The 15,856-nt window shown below is 66.4% G+C and carries 15 protein-coding genes; 5 read left to right on the plus strand and 10 right to left on the minus strand.

Going from position 1 to position 15,856, the window contains the following annotated elements:
* Window positions 1-59: 59 nt before the first annotated feature.
* From AE618_RS20570 to AE618_RS20595, 6 genes are all read right to left on the minus strand, one after another.
* Window positions 60-602 carry an MOSC domain-containing protein gene (locus AE618_RS20570; protein WP_156330392.1) on the minus strand — a complete coding sequence of 181 codons (543 nt, stop codon included), beginning with the start codon at window positions 600-602 and terminating at the stop codon, window positions 60-62.
* A 135-nt stretch (window positions 603-737) separates the two neighbouring features.
* Window positions 738-1,223 (minus strand): bacterioferritin, encoded by a 486-nt coding sequence (gene bfr, locus AE618_RS20575; RefSeq protein ID WP_054210952.1) that lies wholly within the window; start codon window positions 1,221-1,223, stop codon window positions 738-740.
* 99 nt (window positions 1,224-1,322) lie between these two features.
* Window positions 1,323-1,610: a (2Fe-2S)-binding protein gene (locus AE618_RS20580; RefSeq protein WP_197280843.1), complete on the minus strand. Its 288-nt coding sequence runs from the start codon at window positions 1,608-1,610 to the stop codon at window positions 1,323-1,325.
* Between the two features lie 23 nt (window positions 1,611-1,633).
* A complete protein-coding gene (gene irrA / locus AE618_RS20585) occupies window positions 1,634-2,137 on the minus strand; it encodes an iron response transcriptional regulator IrrA (RefSeq protein ID WP_197280846.1) in 504 nt (167 codons plus the stop codon).
* Window positions 2,138-2,366: 229 nt separating this feature from the next.
* Window positions 2,367-3,953, minus strand: a complete 1,587-nt coding sequence (locus AE618_RS20590; RefSeq protein ID WP_054210954.1) for a DHA2 family efflux MFS transporter permease subunit — start codon at window positions 3,951-3,953, stop codon at window positions 2,367-2,369.
* Window positions 3,954-4,111: 158 nt separating this feature from the next.
* A complete protein-coding gene (locus AE618_RS20595; RefSeq protein WP_082365432.1) occupies window positions 4,112-5,299 on the minus strand; it encodes an HlyD family secretion protein in 1,188 nt (395 codons plus the stop codon).
* A 157-nt stretch (window positions 5,300-5,456) separates the two neighbouring features.
* Between AE618_RS20595 and AE618_RS20600 the strand changes: the two genes are divergently transcribed.
* Window positions 5,457-6,122 (plus strand): TetR/AcrR family transcriptional regulator, encoded by a 666-nt coding sequence (locus AE618_RS20600; RefSeq protein WP_082365433.1) that lies wholly within the window; start codon window positions 5,457-5,459, stop codon window positions 6,120-6,122.
* A 6-nt stretch (window positions 6,123-6,128) separates the two neighbouring features.
* Here the strand turns inward: AE618_RS20600 and AE618_RS20605 are convergent, their stop codons facing one another.
* From AE618_RS20605 to AE618_RS20615, 3 genes are all read right to left on the minus strand, one after another.
* Window positions 6,129-7,004 carry an alpha/beta hydrolase gene (locus tag AE618_RS20605; RefSeq protein ID WP_054210955.1) on the minus strand — a complete coding sequence of 292 codons (876 nt, stop codon included), beginning with the start codon at window positions 7,002-7,004 and terminating at the stop codon, window positions 6,129-6,131.
* Window positions 7,005-7,056: 52 nt separating this feature from the next.
* Window positions 7,057-7,962 (minus strand): DMT family transporter, encoded by a 906-nt coding sequence (locus AE618_RS20610; protein ID WP_054211025.1) that lies wholly within the window; start codon window positions 7,960-7,962, stop codon window positions 7,057-7,059.
* A gap of 257 nt (window positions 7,963-8,219) precedes the next feature.
* On the minus strand, window positions 8,220-9,254 hold the full coding sequence (locus AE618_RS20615) for an aspartate-semialdehyde dehydrogenase (protein ID WP_054210956.1): 1,035 nt from the start codon (window positions 9,252-9,254) through the stop codon (window positions 8,220-8,222).
* A gap of 452 nt (window positions 9,255-9,706) precedes the next feature.
* Between AE618_RS20615 and AE618_RS20620 the strand changes: the two genes are divergently transcribed.
* The 3 genes from AE618_RS20620 to AE618_RS20630 all read left to right on the plus strand — a co-directional run bounded on the left by AE618_RS20620 (window position 9,707) and on the right by AE618_RS20630 (window position 12,030).
* Window positions 9,707-10,810 carry a hypothetical protein gene (locus AE618_RS20620; RefSeq protein ID WP_054210957.1) on the plus strand — a complete coding sequence of 368 codons (1,104 nt, stop codon included), beginning with the start codon at window positions 9,707-9,709 and terminating at the stop codon, window positions 10,808-10,810.
* Between the two features lie 18 nt (window positions 10,811-10,828).
* On the plus strand, window positions 10,829-11,623 hold the full coding sequence (locus AE618_RS20625) for a hypothetical protein (RefSeq protein ID WP_054210958.1): 795 nt from the start codon (window positions 10,829-10,831) through the stop codon (window positions 11,621-11,623).
* 101 nt (window positions 11,624-11,724) lie between these two features.
* Window positions 11,725-12,030 (plus strand): hypothetical protein, encoded by a 306-nt coding sequence (locus tag AE618_RS20630; RefSeq protein WP_054210959.1) that lies wholly within the window; start codon window positions 11,725-11,727, stop codon window positions 12,028-12,030.
* A gap of 136 nt (window positions 12,031-12,166) precedes the next feature.
* On the opposite strand, the gene AE618_RS20635 is transcribed toward AE618_RS20630, so the two are convergent.
* A complete protein-coding gene (locus AE618_RS20635) occupies window positions 12,167-14,578 on the minus strand; it encodes a transketolase-like TK C-terminal-containing protein (protein ID WP_054210960.1) in 2,412 nt (803 codons plus the stop codon).
* Between the two features lie 297 nt (window positions 14,579-14,875).
* Here AE618_RS20635 and AE618_RS20640 point away from each other — a divergent pair, with 297 nt between their 5' ends.
* A complete protein-coding gene (locus AE618_RS20640; protein WP_054210961.1) occupies window positions 14,876-15,856 on the plus strand; it encodes an SPFH domain-containing protein in 981 nt (326 codons plus the stop codon).

Genomic DNA, 15,856 nt, shown 5'->3' on the forward strand with positions numbered 1-15,856 from the left:
GTTGAGACATCAGGCCCGCCGGAGAGCCGGCGGGCCTTTTTCGTCACGGTGTGAAAGACCTAGACCCGCTCCAGCGCCCGGTGTGGCAGGGCCGGCAGCGTGACGGCGATGGCATCCCCCGGCGCGACCGCCCCACCCTCCAGCACGATGCCCATGATGCCGGCCTTGCGCACGATTCGCCCGTCCGCTTCGCGTCCAAGCACAGCCTTGAGCAGCCCCGGCCTGAACGCATCGATCTGGGCGCATGGATTGCGCAGGCCGGTGATCTCGACCAGCGCCTCCGCCCCCAGCCGCAGCCGCGCGCCGACCGGCAGGCCCAGCAGATCGAGGCCGCGCGTCAACACGTTCTCGCCCATCTGGCCCGGCGCGACGTCGAAGCCGGCTGCGTTCAGCTCGTCGAGCAGTTCCGCGTGGATGAGATGGACCTGCCGGAGATTGGGCTGCGTCGGATCGACCGCGACGCGCGAGCGGTGCTTCACGCTCTCGCCGCAATGGGCGTCCCCCTCGACGCCGAGGCCAGCCAGCAGCCGGATCGAGTCCTGCAGCGGCTTGCTGAAGCGATGCCCAGGAGCCCCGCTCACCGCGACCACCGTACCCGCCATGCCAGCGTCTCCCCTGCATCGTACCGTGCCAGGCTTCTGGCACGAGCCGGTCGGGCTGGCGAGCCGCCAACGTGAAAAAAACCGGCCCCTGGAACGGAGCCGGCTTTCTGCTGATGCTACCCGATGGGTCCTGGCTCAGTGGCCCTCGTCGAGCGAGCCGACATGCTTCTGGGTGTAGAGTTCGATGCCGATGCGGGCGATCAGCTCGAGCTGCGTCTCGAGGAAGTCGATGTGACCCTCCTCATCCGCCATCAGGTCCTTGAAGAGCTGCTCGGATGGATAGTCGCCAACCTCGCGGGCGTAGCAGGCCGCTTCCTGATAGAGCGCGCGCGCCTCGATCTCCGCCTTCAGGTCGCATTCGATGACCTCCTTGACGTTCTCGCCGATGCGCAGCGCGTCGAGCGTCTGGAGGTTCGGGAAGCCTTCGAGGAAAAGGATCCGATCGACGAAGCGGTCGGCATGGACCATCTCCTCGATCGATTCCTTCTTCCAGGTCTTGGCCATCTCCTTCAGGCCCCAGTTGTCCAGCATGCGGTAGTGCAGCCAGTACTGGTTGATGGCCGTGAGCTCCGAGCGCAGGCCCTTGTTGAGATATTCGATGACCTTCTTGTCACCTTTCATGGCGTCGCTTCCTCGCAGTATATTAGAATAAACCTAGCGTAGGGTAATAGATTTCGGAAGGAAAGCAAAAAGAAACCTTGGCGGAATAACGCAGCCGTATCAGGCGGCGGCGCGATCGTTCTCGACGCCGAGCCCGTCCAGCATATGGCCGACCGAGACGTGGACGGCACACTCGATGTCGCGGCTGGCGCAGGAGCCGCACTGCGTCATGCAGGCGGCGCGAGCCTCGGCCAGGATGGCGCGCACCTCGCGGGCGCAGCGCCCGCAATCGGGGCTGCATCCCAGGCAATCATAGGCTTCCCCGGCCGTTCTCGGCCCGCTGCCGTCAGGGGCGATGGTGCCCTTGATCTGGGAGCAGGACAGGACGTTGCAGGAACAGACGATCACGTGGGAATGACCACTTGCTGGGATCAGGCGTTGTGGGGGCCCAGATGCGCAAGCGGCATCTTGGTTTCGATCTCCTGGCCATCGGCACGGCGCAGGCGCACGATCACCTCGACCGAGGAGATCATCATGCCCTCAGGCGCCTCCGGCAGCCCGGCGACCTGGATCGTCGAGCCCGGGATATCGACGACGGTCTCGTCGTCTTCGTTGTAGAAATGATGATGCTCGGAGACATTGGTATCGAAGAAGGTCTTCGGGCCCGAGACCGAGACCTGCCGCAGCAGCCCGGCTTCCGAGAACTGGCGCAGCGTGTTGTAGACGGTCGCGAGCGAGAGCGGCTCGCGAGCGCGCAGCGCCTCCTCATAGAGCATCTCGGCGCTGACATGCCGGTCGCCCTTGGCGAAGAGCAGCCAGCCGAGCGCCATGCGCTGCCGTGTCGGCCGCAGGCCGGCAGTGCGCAGCCGCGCCTTCACGGCGCTGATCGGGCAGGAGGCAGGGCTTTTCTGGGGCCACGGAATATGGTCCGCCATGACCCGCTGCGGGACCTGATCCTTCACGGATGAAACGCTCATCGACAACGCCTTCCACAAGGCCGGCTGACCGGCTCCGCAGTTTAGAAAACATCTAAACTACTGATATTGTTGTTATATTTGTCGTAAAGTCGGCTCGCTGTCAATCGTGCCGGCTGCGGCATCCCGTCATCGCCCCCATGTTCCGGCTGCACGAGACCGTGTGGAAACGAACCGGCGGGCGGGCCCCTCAGTGCCCCCCGCCGCCGCCCGGCGCGGCGGCCGGGGGCTTGCGCATGAACAGCGCCAGCAGCACGAGGCTGCCGAAGATGAAGGTCAGGCCGAGGAAGACATCGCCGAAGGCCATGATCAGCGCCTGCTTGTGGGCGCGCTGGTTGATCAGGGCCAGTGCCATCTGTTCGGCTGCGTCGCCATAGTCGAGGAAACGCTGCATCGTCTGGGCGATAGCCTCCTCCGCCACCTGCCGGCCGGCCGCGACGCTCTCATGCAGCCGCGTGATGTGTAGGTCGGTGCGGGTGTTGAGCATCGTGTTGATCAGCGCCAGCCCCACCGCACCGCCGAGATTGCGCGTCAGATTATAGAGCCCCGAGGCATTCTTGAGCTGGGCCGGCGGCAGCGTCCCCAGCGCCAGATTGTTGATCGGCACCATGCACAGCATCAGCGAGACGCCGCGCAGGATCTGCGGAACCAGCAGTTCGTGGAAGTCCCAGTCGGCCGTGATGCCGCTGGCGATGTAGGTCCCCAGCGCAAAGCCGGAGAAGCCGATCATCATCTGCACGCGCGGATCGATCTTCTGCGACAGCTTGCCCGCGATCGGGGCCGTCAGAAACATGCACAGGCCGGTGACGAACATGGTCTCGCCGATCTGGAGCGCATCATGACCACGGATCCGTCCGAGATAGACCGGATAGAGATAGGTCAGTCCGTAGAGGCCGATGCCCATGCAGAATGAGAACAGCGAACCGAAGGCGAAGTTGCGGTCCTTGAAGGCATAGAGATCCACCAGCGGGTCGTGGCGCGTCAGCGCACGCCAGAAGAACAGCACGGCGCCCGCCAGCATCACGCCGGTGAAGAACACGATCTCATGGCTCTCGAACCAGTCGAGCCGCGTCCCCTCCTCCAGCACATACTCCAGGCTGCCGAGGAAACCGGCCATGCCGATCAGGCCGAGCCAGTCGAACCGCTTCAGCAGGCCCTTCTGCGGCTGGTCGAAATCGATCAGCATCCAGGCCGCGATGGTGACGCAGATGCCGGGCACGACGTTGACGAGGAAGAGCCAGTGCCAGGAGAAGGCACTGCTGAGATAGCCGCCGACCGTCGGCCCGATCGTTGGCGCGAGCGTCGCGACGAGGCCGATCAGCGGCGAGACGACCGGGCGCTTCGAGGCGGGAAAGATCGTGAAGGCTGCGGCGAAGACCCCGGGGATCATACCGCCGCCGATGAAACCCTGTACGGCGCGCCACAGGATCATCTCGTTGATCGAGGATGACGTCGCGCAGAGCACGCTCGAAATGGTGAACCCGGCGGCGGCGATGGTGAAGAAGACGCGCGTCGACAGCGCCCGGCTGAGATAGCCAGACAGGGGGATCATGATCACTTCCGCGATCAGATAGGCCGTCTGCACCCAGGCGATCTCGTCCGACGACGCCGAAAGCCCGGCCTGGATCTCGGCGAGCGAGGCCGACACGATCTGAATGTCCAGGATCGCCATGAACATGCCGAAGATCATCGCCACGAAAGCGAAGATCCGCCGCGTCGGGATGGCGTCCTCGGCTGGCGGAACGCCGGCGGCGCTGGTCAGGGTCGCGGTGGCCATGGTGGCCGTTCCTTCTCGTGAACCTCCTCGTCATCCCGGACAAGCCGCGTCAGCGGCGCCGATCGGGGATCCATGCCGGAGCGTTTCCGGCGAGGTTCAGGAATGGGTCCCGGGTCACCCTTCGGTCGCCCGGGACGACGTTGCGGTTGAAGTTGAGTTCAGCGCCCGTTCGCAGGCCGCGGATCGATCTTGACCACCACCGACATGCCCGGCCGCAGGAGGTGTCTGGCCGCCGCCTCCGGCGAGAGCGAGATGCGCACCGGCACGCGCTGGACGATCTTGGTGAAGTTGCCAGTCGCGTTGTCGGGCGGCAGCAGCGTGAAGACCGAGCCCGTTCCACCCGCGATGCCGCTGACCTTGCCCTCGAAGACCTGGTCCGGCAGCGCATCGACGGTGATCGTCGCGCGATCGCCGATCTTCAGCGGACCCAGCTGCGTCTCCTTGAAGTTGGCATCGACATAAACCTGGTCGAGCGGAACGATCGACATCAGCCGCTTGCCGGCGCTGACGAGATCGCCGAGCTGGACATTCGTGTTGGCGACGAGCCCGTCGATCGGCGAAGCGACCTTGGTGAAGGTCAGGTCGCGCTCGGCCTTCTGCTCCGCGACCTTGAGCTCGTCGCCCTGCCGGGCCGCCTCGACGCGCTGCGCCTTCAGAACCTCGATATTGGCCTTCGCCGCCGAAACGCCGGCTTCGGCACTGCCCAGTGCCGCCTTGGCTTGATCGCGGGCCGCTGTCGCTGCATCGAGCGTCGCCTGCGAGCCATAGGACTTCGCGGCGAGGCTGTTGGCCCGCTCGAAATCGGCGAGCGTTCGGGTGACGCCGGCCTGGGCCGAGACCTGCTGCGCCTGTGCCTGCTCCAGGCTGGCACCCCCGGCCTCGATCTGGCTGTCGATGCGCGAGAGCGTCGCGGCAGCCGTCGCGCTCTTGGCGCGTGCGCTCTCCAGCGCGATCCGCCAGTCGCCATCGTCGAGCGCGACCAGTGGCTGGCCGGCCTTGACCTGCTGGTTCTGGACCACGGCGACGGAGGCGATGTTGGCGGAGAGCTTGGCCGAGATCGTCGCCATCTCGGCGCCGACATAGGCATCGTCCGTCGAGACGATGAAACGCCCGTTGAACCACCAGTCGGAGCCGAACCAGAGACCGGCCCCGATCGCGGCGGTACCCAGCAGCATCAGCCCGGCGCGGCGGAGCCCCTTTCTCTTGGGCTCCGCGGCAGCAGGAGCGCCGGCAGCCTCAGCCGGCATCGACTCCGTGCGCCGCGCTTGCGCAGGCACCTTGTCCAACGCGGGATCGACAAGCTGCAGCCGATCGTGGCGCGGGCGTGGAATGGTCTCGACAGCCATGGCTTCGTCCTGAGAAAGGCTGGCCTTGCCGAAACAATTCGAACCAGCCAGTTCGATTTAACTTGAAATAACGCGTGTCCTCGCGCATATCAAGTCACATCGAACCGTTTGGTTCGATTCTTTTTTGAAGCGGGCTGACGGACCACTGGGCGCGACGATGACACAGACGAGCCAGCCAATCGTTAAGCCAGCCGCGCGCAATCGCCGCGTCGCCGGCATGGACCCCGACAAGCGCCGCCAGATCCTTGACGGCGCGCATGCGGTGTTCACAGCCCAAGGCTTCGACGCGGCCAGCATGAGCGAGATCGCGGCAGCCGCCAGCGTCTCCAAAGGCACGCTCTATGTCTATTTCGAGGATAAGGAGCATCTTTTCGTCGCCCTGATCGAGCGCGAGCGCGAGGTCCAGAAGCAGGGCGTCTACGCCGCGTTGACGGACGGCCCCGATCTCCGCGATGCCCTCGCCCGCTTTGGCGAAGGGCTCGTGCGTCTCCTCTGCGGCGGCTTCGCGGTCAGCGCGCACCGCATTGTGATCGGGGTCGCCGAGCGGATGCCCGATCTCGGGCGCGAGTTTTACGAGCGCGGCCCCAAGCAGGGCGCCTATCGCCTGTCGCAGTTTCTGGCCGACAAGGTCGGGCAGGGCCTGCTCGATATCGACGACACCTATCTCGCCGCCGTGCAGTTCCTGGATCTCTGCCAGTCGACGATCCTGCGGCCGCGCCTGTTCAACGCCTTGCGCGAACCGCCAGCGGAGGCGGAAATCCGCCGGGTCGTCGATTCCGCTGTCGACATGTTCCTGGCGCGCTATGGCTGCCGCAAGACGTGATCGCCACTAGCCGAGGGCGAAGCGGACAATGTCGTCGAGAACCGGCGCATTGCCCCGGAAGCTGCGCCCGAGAGCCAGCACGATGCCCGGATGGCCGACGCCCGGATAGACCTTGACCGAGACGGTGGCGCCCACCGTGCGCAGCTTGCGGGCAAGCGCTTCGGTATTGCGCGGATAGACCGTCGTGTCGGCATCGCCGGTGGCGAGCAGGATGCGCGGCGCAGTCCGCCGCGCGAAGGTCACCGGCTGCGTCTCGGCAGGCCGGGGATAGCTTTCGAAGGCCGCTCGCGTGCGCCGGTCATCGAACGGCAGGAAGTCATAGGGCCCGGCGAGGCCCGCCACGCTGCGTAGCGAGCCGGCCCGCACGCCGGCACGGCGCAGGAAGCGGCCGTCGAGCCCGAGCATCATGACGTTATAGGCCCCGGCCGAGTGCCCGCTAAGATGCAGGCGGCGCGGATCGCCACCCAGGCTTCCAGCATGGTCCTGGGCCCATCGCAGGGCCTGCGCGCAATCATCGACGAAATCCGGAAAGCGCACCTGCGGCACGAGCCGATAGTCCGGGACCACCGTCACGAAGCCGCGTGACGCCAGGGCCAGTCCGGCGAAAGCGTAATCGGCCTTGCTGCCGTTGTCCCAGCCGCCGCCATACACAAACATCATCACCGGCGCGTTGCCTGCCCCACTCTCGGGCACATAGACATCGAGCCGCTGACGAGGATCGTCGCCATAGGCGACATCACGGGCAGCAAGCCGGGAGCCCGCATCCGCAGGCATGAGTGTGTTCAAGGCGGTCAGCGGCGAACAGGCAGACAGTGTCAGCACCGCGCCCGAGCCGAGCAGAGCGCGACGGCTCGGCTGCGTTGGAGCCTTCGAAAATTCCATGGGATTCAACCGTTTTTAGCAGCGTCGCCCGCTCTAGATAGGAAGGCGCTCGTCATCCGCCAACGATGCGTTTCCCGCGAATCCGCTCGCGATGCGCGGTATAGAGGCCGGATGCCGCGATGATGACGGCACCGACGAGCGTCCAGATGTCCGGCAGCACGGTGAACAGCAGGTAGCCGAACGCCGAGGCCCAGAGCAGCTGCAGATAGGAGAACGGCGCCAGCAGCGAGGCGTCGGCGTACCGGAACGCCGTCACCAGGAGCCAGTGCCCGACCGTCGAGGACACGCCGATGAACAGCCCCATCAGCAGGAACTCGGAGGTCAGCGGCCGCCAGACGAAGGGCACGGCCAGGCTGACCAGCGCAAAGCCGATCATGGCGGAATAGGTCAACGTGGTCAGCGGGGTCTCGGTCCGGCTCATCGACCGGGTGATGATCATCGCGAAGGCCCAGGACAGCGCCGACGCCACCGGCAGGAGCGAGGCGAGCTGGAAGCCGCTGCCGCCGGGCCGCACCACGATCAGGACACCGACGAGGCCGATCAGGGTCGCGGTCCAGCGCCGCCAGCCGATGGTCTCGCCCAGCATCGGGATCGACAGGGCGGTCACGAAGAGCGGTGCCACGAAGCTCGATGCCGCTGCATCCGCGATCGCCAGGTATTGCAGCCCGCCGACGAACAGGATCGACGAGACGGTCACGCCCAGTCCGCGCAGGAATTGCAGGGCGGGCCGCTTCGTCCGCAAACGACTGCGCCCGCCGGAGCGCCAGACCAGCGCCAGCATGATCAGCGTGAAGGTGCCGTAGCGCAGCCAGATCACCTGCAGCGTCGACATCTCCGCCGCCAGCAGCTTGGAGACGGCGTCCGCCGAGGTAAAGAACACGCCCGTCACCAGCACCAGGCCGATACCGCGCAGCGGCGCGTCCCGACGCAGCGGCAGCGCGTCGGCCGCCTTCGGCATGGGCGTCGGTTCGGGATGCGGCACGTTTGGCAAGGAGGCGGCGTTTCCGGAAGGCGTGCGCGTCGAGTCTTTGAGCATCGACTTGAGCCGCCACACTAATCAGTTTCACTGGCTTTCGTCGCGCAAAGAACGAACGCCCTTCATGCACGCGCGCCCCGGAACCTTTGCGCGGAAACCACCGGACAAGAGCCCTCCCCGCAAACGAAAAAGGCGGGCCGCAAGGCCCGCCTCGTTCACATCACTCTGCGGCAGGCTCTTCAGGCCGCCTTCTGCCGCGGCTGGATCAGCTTGCGGTTGATCAACACCTCGGCGATCTGCACCGCGTTCAGCGCCGCGCCCTTGCGCAGATTGTCGGAGACGCACCAGAAGGCCAGCCCGTTCTCGACGGTGGCATCCTCGCGGATACGGGAGATATAGGTCGCGTCCTCGCCGGCCGCCTCGTGGGGGGTGGCGTAGCCGCCGGGCTCGTGCTTGTCGATGACGAGGATGCCGGGCGCCGCGCGCAGAACCTCGCGCGCCTCGTCGGCGGTGACGGGCTTCTCGCACTCGATGTTGACGCTCTCGGAATGGCCGATGAAGACCGGCACGCGCACGCAGGTCGCGGTCAGCTTGATCTTCGGATCGAGGATCTTCTTGGTCTCCGCCATCATCTTCCACTCTTCCTTGGTGAAGCCGTCCTCCATGAAGACGTCGATCTGCGGGATGAGGTTGAAGGAGATGCGGGCGGGGAACTTCTTGGTCACGACCTCGCCGGCCGAGAACACGGCGCGCGTCTGGTTGAAGAGCTCGTCCATGCCCTCCTTGCCGGCGCCGGAGACCGACTGATAGGTCGATACGACGACGCGCTTGACGACGTACTTGTCATGCAGCGGCTTCAGCGCGACGACGAGCTGCGCGGTCGAGCAGTTCGGGTTGGCGATGATGTTCATCTTGCTGAAGCCGGCGACGGCCGCCGCGTTCACCTCCGGCACGACCAGCGGAACGTCCGGGTGCATGCGCCAGGCCGAGGAGTTGTCGATCACGACGCAGCCCTGCTGGCCGATCTTGGGCGACCATGCCTTCGAGATCTCGCCGCCGGCCGACATCAGGCAGATGTCGGTATCCGAGAAATCGTAATGCTCGAGCGACTTGCACTTCAGCGTCTTGTCGCCGAACGAGACCTCGGTCCCGATCGAGCGCGAGGAGGCCAGCGCCACGACCTCGCTGACCGGGAAGGCCCGCTCGGCCAGGATGTCCAGCATCTCGCGGCCCACATTGCCAGTGGCGCCGACGATCGCGACCTTGAAGCTCATGATGATGTTCCTTTTGGTGAAACCGGTTTTGGTCTCCCCCTGGGCGCCGTCCGTCCCTCTCGTCGAGGCGGGTTCGGCGTAATGCCCCCGCCGGGGGGGAGGGGCCCGGAACCGAGGCGAATTTCAGCGCGGCGTGCCGGTGGTCCCGGTCGCCGGTTTGGTCGTGCGTTTCGTCGTGAGACGGACAGTCACAGGGCCAATCCCGAAAAGGCTGAAGCTTCGCGGCGCCACCCGAGGCGCTAAGGCCTTGAATGACACCTCGCTGTGAGAACACCGTGGACGGCGAAAAGTCAATCGCCTCGCACATTAACCCTGCTTCTTGACCGCCCGTTCACGCTGCGCCGCGATTCCCCCGCCCCGGTAACCCGCCGCTGACTCAAGCCCCCTCACCCTGCACGCGGGTGAGGACGAACGCGCCGCAGGATGCAGCGCGGCAACACGGGTTCGGGGTCGTGTCAGGTCATATCGCGTCGCTTCTGCTTGACCGGATCAGGCTGTCCTGGCCTGCTCTGCAGCATGTCCGGCCAGGGCTGAGCCAGGCATGGGCGCGGCAGACATGGGCGCGGCAGGCATGGGCGCGGCTCGCCAGGGTCGATCTCGCCGCCGCCCTGATCCGCTTCGCCGACGCCATCGAGACCGGCTTCCGCTATCTCTGGCGCGCACTTTCCGGCCCGCGCCGCCTGCCCGTTCTGCTGCGGTTGCCCGGTTTGCGCCTGACCGGCGGTCTGGTCTGGCGCAGCGTCGCGGCAGCGAGCGGCATCGGCCTGACGACGGCGCTCGTCACCGCCCTGTCGCCCGGCAGCGAGGTGACGCTCGCAAGCCTGACCGTGCAGGAGGCGCAGCCCGTTCGAGACGTCCGCCATGAGCCGCGCGCCAGTCAGCGCAGCCGCGAAAACTGGATTCCCATCATCAGGCCAATCCCGATGTTCGGGCTGGAATCGCCTGAACTCGACCGCGCCTCCGCGTCCCTCGAGGCACGCCGCAGCCCGGACGGCTCCCAGCGCGAGGACGTGCTGGCCTTCTCGGCCTTCGCCGAGCAGAAACCGCATCTGCTGCTCCGCTTCAGCGTCGAGCATGGTCGATCCGACCTGTCGCAGCCCTTCATCATCGCTTTGGTGCGCGAGGCCGCGTCGCGGGCGATGTCGGTCCAGCGCAGCGGCACGCCGACCGCGATGCAGACACGTTTCGGCCCGGTCGAGACCGCCGATGCGACGCTCAGCGACGGCGAGGTCAGCCGCGCCTGCATCGCCTTCCGCATGGATGCAGGCGCCCTGCCGCTGTCGATGAGCGGCTGGTGGTGCGGCGCCGGCAAGCCCGCGGACCGGCAGCAACTCGTCTGCCTGATCGACCGGATCGACCTGCTCAATGCGGGCGACGACCGCGCCCTGCGCGCCGCCTTCGCCCGCACGGAACTGAACCGGCAGCCGGCCTGCGCTCCGCCGCGGCTGTCGGCCTCCGGCCGAAAGCTGTCCTGGCTCGACGCCGACGCGGCGACGCCCGCCTTGCGCACCAAGAGCATCGCTGCCGAACACGGCAAGCCGAAACCCAGGCGCTGACGGCAGGCAGGGCTTGTGATGTCCGACTCACGCACCCAGACGATCACCGCATTGGGCGCCACCGGCCGCGTCGCGATGGGAACCGCGCGCTTCCTCTTCCTGGCGCTGGGCGCAGGCGTGTTCCTCGCCATCCTGCTTGTCGGCTGGTGGCTTTCGGGCTTCGTTCCGACGATCAGCCATGGCACGCCCGCCTTCACCTGGGCGCCCGAGCAGCTCGCCATGACCAGGTCGACATCGGTCACCGCGACGAGTCCTTTCCGGGGGCGCGAGCAGGGCCTGCAATTTGGCGGCCCCGGCACGGAGGGGCCCTTCGCGGCGATGATCCTGGCCGAGCGCAGCGACAGCGCCGTGCCCTTCACCCTGACCACGCCGGTGTTCTGGCAGTTCGCGCCGCTGCGCGTGCTCGCCCCCCGCGTCGGCGGCCCGCACTACACCATGACCACGCGCTTCGGGCGCTTCACCGGCCGCGACGTCTACTATCGCGAGAGCGACGGTCGGACGCGCACCTGCATCATCTTCCGCAATGGCTTCGAGACCTCCGAATTCGCGCTGGGCGGCTACTATTGCGCAGCGGGCGTGCAGAGCGCCGATGCCGCCCCCCTGGCCTGCATGATCGACAAGTTGCAGATCGTGCCCGGCAAGAACCCCTCGCCTGCGGTCGCCTATCTCGCGGAACGCGCCGGCAACGCGCCGCAATGCGCCAATACGACCTTCTACCAACCGGGCACACGACAGGTCGTCCGCGACCGCAATGGCGGCGTGGTGCGCATGAGAGGCGACACCAATGATGCCTTTCCGCTCTGGGCCCGCTGACACGACACTGATAAGTTCGTTAACTACGCTGGGCTATCTTCCCGTCGGACCGTTTCAGCCCCACATTCATGATCAGACCATCATCGTCCCCGGAGCCCATCATGTCCCCGTTCAAGCGTCTTGCAGCCGTTCTCGCCCTGTCGGTCGCTGCGTCGACCGTGATGGTCGCGATGGCGGAGGCGCAGAGCCGCCGTGGCCCGCTGCGCGTCACCGTCCAGAAGCGCAGCTATTTCGACCTCGGCAATGTCGTGCCGGTCGGCTCGCTGAACCGCTATGCCAGCCAGCATTTCGCCGCGGCCCCCGCCTATGCCAGCTTCGGCGGCTTCTATGGCGAGGACACCCTGCCCAGCCGCATCGGTTCCGGCGCGAACCCTTTCGCCAACACCTTCGAGACGCCGCGCTTCTGAGGCTGTCATTCCGGGGCGGCGCGTAGCGCCGAACCCGGAACCCATGACCGGGTGAGACTGCCATAGAAGCCCGGTCGACTGGGCTCACCCAGTCGTGGGTTCCGGGTTCAGGCCTTCGGCCTGCCCCGGAATGACATCAAGGCAAAGCCTTCAGATAGCGCACCGGCCGCCCGGGCGCCGCCGCCTGCGCGGCATGGACGATCGCGTTCGCGTCGATGCCGAAATGGCGGTAGAGGTCGGCGACCGTGCCAGTCTGGCCGAAATGCTCGACGCCCAGCGCCTTCTGCCTGTGGCCATGCACGCTGCCGAGCCAGGCCAGCGTCGCCGGATGCCCGTCCAGCACCGAGACGATGCCGCAATCGCGCGAGAGATCGCCGAGCAGCCGCTCGACATGGCTGGTTGCGCGGTGGTTGCCGCGCTGGCGCGCCCGCTCGGCGGCCTGCCAGCCGGCGTTCAGCCGGTCGGCCGAGGTGATGGCGAGCAGGCCGACATCTCGCCTGTCCTCGCCGAGCAGGCCGACGGCCTCGATCGCTTCGGCCGCCACCGCGCCGGTATAGGCGATCACCACCGAGGCGTTCGGGCCCGGCTTCCTAAGCCAATAGGCGCCGTCGATGATCTCGCTTTCGAGTTCGGGCGTCATCACCCGCTGCGGCTGTTCGAGTTGCAGCGTCGAGAGGCGCAGATAGACCGAACCGCCGGTCTCGTCGCGCAGCCATGTCCGCTCGTCGGGATCGCCCTCCCCGTCCTTCTGAAGGTATTCGAAGGACCAGCGCATCATCACCGCGAGTTCGTCGACGAAAGCCGGCTCGAAGGCGCATAAGCCGTCCTGGCTCATGCCGATCAGCGGCGTCGCTATCGACTGATGCGCCCCGCCCTCCGGCGCCAGCGTCACGCCCGAAGGCGTCGCCACCACCATGAAGCGGGCATCCTGGTAGCAGGCATAGTTCAGCGCATCGAGACCGCGCGAGATGAAGGGGTCGTAGAGCGTGCCGATCGGGATCAGCCGCTCGCCGAAGATCGAATGGGACAGGCCCAGCGCCGCGAGGTTGATGAACAGGTTCATCTCCGCGATGCCGAGCTCGACATGCTGGCCCTTGGGCGAGAACTCCCATTTCTGCATCGAGGGAATGCGCTCGTCCTTGAAGGTGTCGGCCATCGACGCCTTGGCGAAGAGCCCGCGCCGGTTCACCCACGGCCCGAGATTGGTTGAGACGGTGACGTCGGGCGCCGTCGTGACGATGCGGTCGGCCAGCGGCCCGCCGAGCTTCGCCAGTTCGTCGAGAACCTTGCCGAAGCCCATCTGCGTCGACATCACCGGCTGGATGCCGGCTTCGAGTTTGGCCGGCACAGGCAGCACCGGCGCGCTCAGCCGCCGGCGCCCCTGCGCGAAGAACGGGACGGTGTCGAGGAAGGCACGGACCTCACTTTCGGGCAGCGACAGCCCCTCGAACAGATCCCATTCATGGCCGGGGCGGACACCGTTGGCGCTCTGGAAGCCCGCCATCTGCTCCTTGGTCATCAGCCCGGCATGGTTGTCCTTGTGCCCGGCCAGCGGCAGGCCGAAGCCCTTGACGGTATAGGCCAGGAAGCAGACCGGCCGGTCATGGTCGATGGCCTCGAAAGCCTCGAGGATCGAGGGCAGGTCGTGCCCGCCGAGATTGCACATCAGCTTCGAGAGCTCCGCGTCGCTGCGGCTCTCGATCAGCTTCGTCACCGGCCCCTGGTCGCCGAGATCGTCCATCAGCCGCTTGCGCCAGGCAGCCCCACCCTGGAAGGTCAGCGCCGAATAGAGCTGGTTGGGGCAGGAATCGATCCAGGCCTTCAGCCGCTCGCCGCCCTTCTCCTTGAAGGCCGCCTGCTGCAACGAGCCGTATTTCAGCGTGACGACGGCCCAGCCGAAATTGCGGAACATCGTCTCGAAGCGGTCGTAGAGCCCCTCGCGGATAACGGCGTCGAGCGACTGGCGGTTGTAGTCGATCACCCACCAGGTGTTGCGCAGGCCGTGCTTCCAGCCCTCCATCAGGGCCTCGAAGATGTTGCCTTCATCGAGTTCGGCATCGCCGATCAGCGAGACCATGCGGCCCTCCGGCCGATCCGTGCCCCAGCCATGGCCGCGCAGATAATCCTGGGTCAGCGACGAAAACAGGGTCTGCGCGACGCCCAAGCCCACCGAGCCGGTCGAGAAATCGACGTCGTCGATGTCCTTGGTGCGCGAGGGATAGCTCTGCGCGCCCTTGTAGCCGCGGAAATTCTCGAGCTTCTCCTTTGTCTGGAGGCCCATCAGGTAGTTGATCGCATGGAAGATCGGCGAGGCGTGTGGCTTGACCGCGACGCGATCCTGCGGCCGGAGCGCCGCCATGTAGAGCGCCGTCATGATCGTGCAGAGCGAGGCCGAGGATGCCTGGTGCCCGCCGACCTTCATGCCGTCCGTGCTCTCGCGCAGGTGATTGGCGTTGTGGATCGTCCAGGAGGCGAGCCAGAGGATCTTCTTTTCGAGCTCAGCCAGAATCGGCAGGCGCGGATCGATCGGCAGGCGCGGATCGGACATCGGTAACACTCCCTGGGCAGGCGCCGGGGTTGCGCTCCCCGGTAGCGCAGCGATCATGCACGAAACGCGCGAGCCATGTGAACCGCAATCGCGCGGGAAACGACAGATGCAATGGCCGTTTCTGCTAAGGACGTCCCCGTCCTGGCGGAAACTGCTAGATTACGCGGCGATGCCATCTCGTCGGCTCCGGCCGATCCTGCGCCGATCGCGTGACCTTGCATTGGCCTGTCGCAATCGTCAGGTTGCATCGGCTTCGCGGCCTGCTGCGCCGGTCGGACGAAAAGGGAAAAGCAACGCATGAACACGCTGTCGGGCTTCAGCATCTTCGTCATCGTGCTCGTCGTGCTCGTCGTGATGACCATCGCCTTCCTGGTGAAGACGGTGCCGCAGGGCTACAACTACACGGTCGAGCGCTTCGGCCGCTATTCGCGCACGCTCAGCGCCGGCCTCAACCTGATCGTGCCTTATGTCGACCGTATCGGGCACAAGGTGAATGTCATGGAGCAGGTGCTCGACATTCCCTCGCAGGAGGCGATCACCAAGGACAATGCCGGCGTCCGCATCGATGCCGCCGCCTTCTACCAGATCCTCGATGCCGCCAAGGCGCGCTACGAGGTCTCGGCGCTCGACGAGGCGCTGATGACGCTGACCATGACCAATATCCGCACCGTCGTCGGCTCGATGGACCTCGACCAGTTGCTCTCGCATCGCGACGAGATCAACGAGCGGCTGCTGCGCGTGATGGACGCCGCCGCCTCGCCCTGGGGCGTCAAGGTCACCCGCATCGAGATCAGGGACATTCTGCCCCCCGCCGACATCGTCGGCGCGATGAACCGCCAGATGAAGGCCGAGCGCGAGAAGCGCGCCGCCGTGCTGGAGGCTGACGGCATGCGCCAGGCCGAAATCCTCAAGGCCGAGGGCATGAAGCAGTCGCAGATTCTCGCCGCCGAGGGCCGCAAGGAAGCTGCCTTCCGCGATGCCGAGGCGCGCGAGCGCTCCGCCCAGGCAGAAGCCTCGGCGACCGCGATGGTCTCCGAGGCGATCAGCAAGGGCGACATCCAGGCCGCGAACTTCCTGCTCGCCGAGCGCTATACCGACGCGCTCAAGGCGCTCGCCAGCGCGCCCAACAGCAAGCTGGTGATCGTGCCGATCGAGGCCGCGGCGCTCGCCGGCACCGTCGGCGGCATCGCGCAGCTTACCCGCGCCGTCTTCGGCGACGAGGCGGTCGAGGCCAGGCGGACGGGCTCCGTACCCTCGGCCGGCCGCAGCGGCGCTTGA

The organism is Allobosea vaviloviae, from assembly GCF_001298265.1.
GTDB classification, from domain to species: Bacteria; Pseudomonadota; Alphaproteobacteria; order Rhizobiales; family Beijerinckiaceae; genus Allobosea; species Allobosea vaviloviae_B.

Excerpts from the sequence above, each read along its gene's own strand:
- AE618_RS20590 (WP_054210954.1), bottom strand. The coding sequence starts at position 3,953 with ATGGCCACCGCGACCCTGACCAGCGCCGCCGGCGTTCCGCCAGCCGAG.
- AE618_RS20630 (WP_054210959.1), top strand. The coding sequence starts at position 11,725 with ATGTCCCCGTTCAAGCGTCTTGCAGCCGTTCTCGCCCTGTCGGTCGCT.
- AE618_RS20610 (WP_054211025.1), bottom strand. The coding sequence starts at position 7,962 with ATGCCGAAGGCGGCCGACGCGCTGCCGCTGCGTCGGGACGCGCCGCTG.
- AE618_RS20615 (WP_054210956.1), bottom strand. The coding sequence starts at position 9,254 with ATGAGCTTCAAGGTCGCGATCGTCGGCGCCACTGGCAATGTGGGCCGC.
- AE618_RS20640 (WP_054210961.1), top strand. The coding sequence starts at position 14,876 with ATGAACACGCTGTCGGGCTTCAGCATCTTCGTCATCGTGCTCGTCGTG.
- AE618_RS20570 (WP_156330392.1), bottom strand. The coding sequence starts at position 602 with ATGGCGGGTACGGTGGTCGCGGTGAGCGGGGCTCCTGGGCATCGCTTC.
- AE618_RS20625 (WP_054210958.1), top strand. The coding sequence starts at position 10,829 with ATGTCCGACTCACGCACCCAGACGATCACCGCATTGGGCGCCACCGGC.
- AE618_RS20635 (WP_054210960.1), bottom strand. The coding sequence starts at position 14,578 with ATGTCCGATCCGCGCCTGCCGATCGATCCGCGCCTGCCGATTCTGGCT.
- irrA (WP_197280846.1), bottom strand. The coding sequence starts at position 2,137 with ATGGCGGACCATATTCCGTGGCCCCAGAAAAGCCCTGCCTCCTGCCCG.
- bfr (WP_054210952.1), bottom strand. The coding sequence starts at position 1,223 with ATGAAAGGTGACAAGAAGGTCATCGAATATCTCAACAAGGGCCTGCGC.
- AE618_RS20600 (WP_082365433.1), top strand. The coding sequence starts at position 5,457 with ATGACACAGACGAGCCAGCCAATCGTTAAGCCAGCCGCGCGCAATCGC.
- AE618_RS20605 (WP_054210955.1), bottom strand. The coding sequence starts at position 7,004 with ATGGAATTTTCGAAGGCTCCAACGCAGCCGAGCCGTCGCGCTCTGCTC.
- AE618_RS20595 (WP_082365432.1), bottom strand. The coding sequence starts at position 5,299 with ATGGCTGTCGAGACCATTCCACGCCCGCGCCACGATCGGCTGCAGCTT.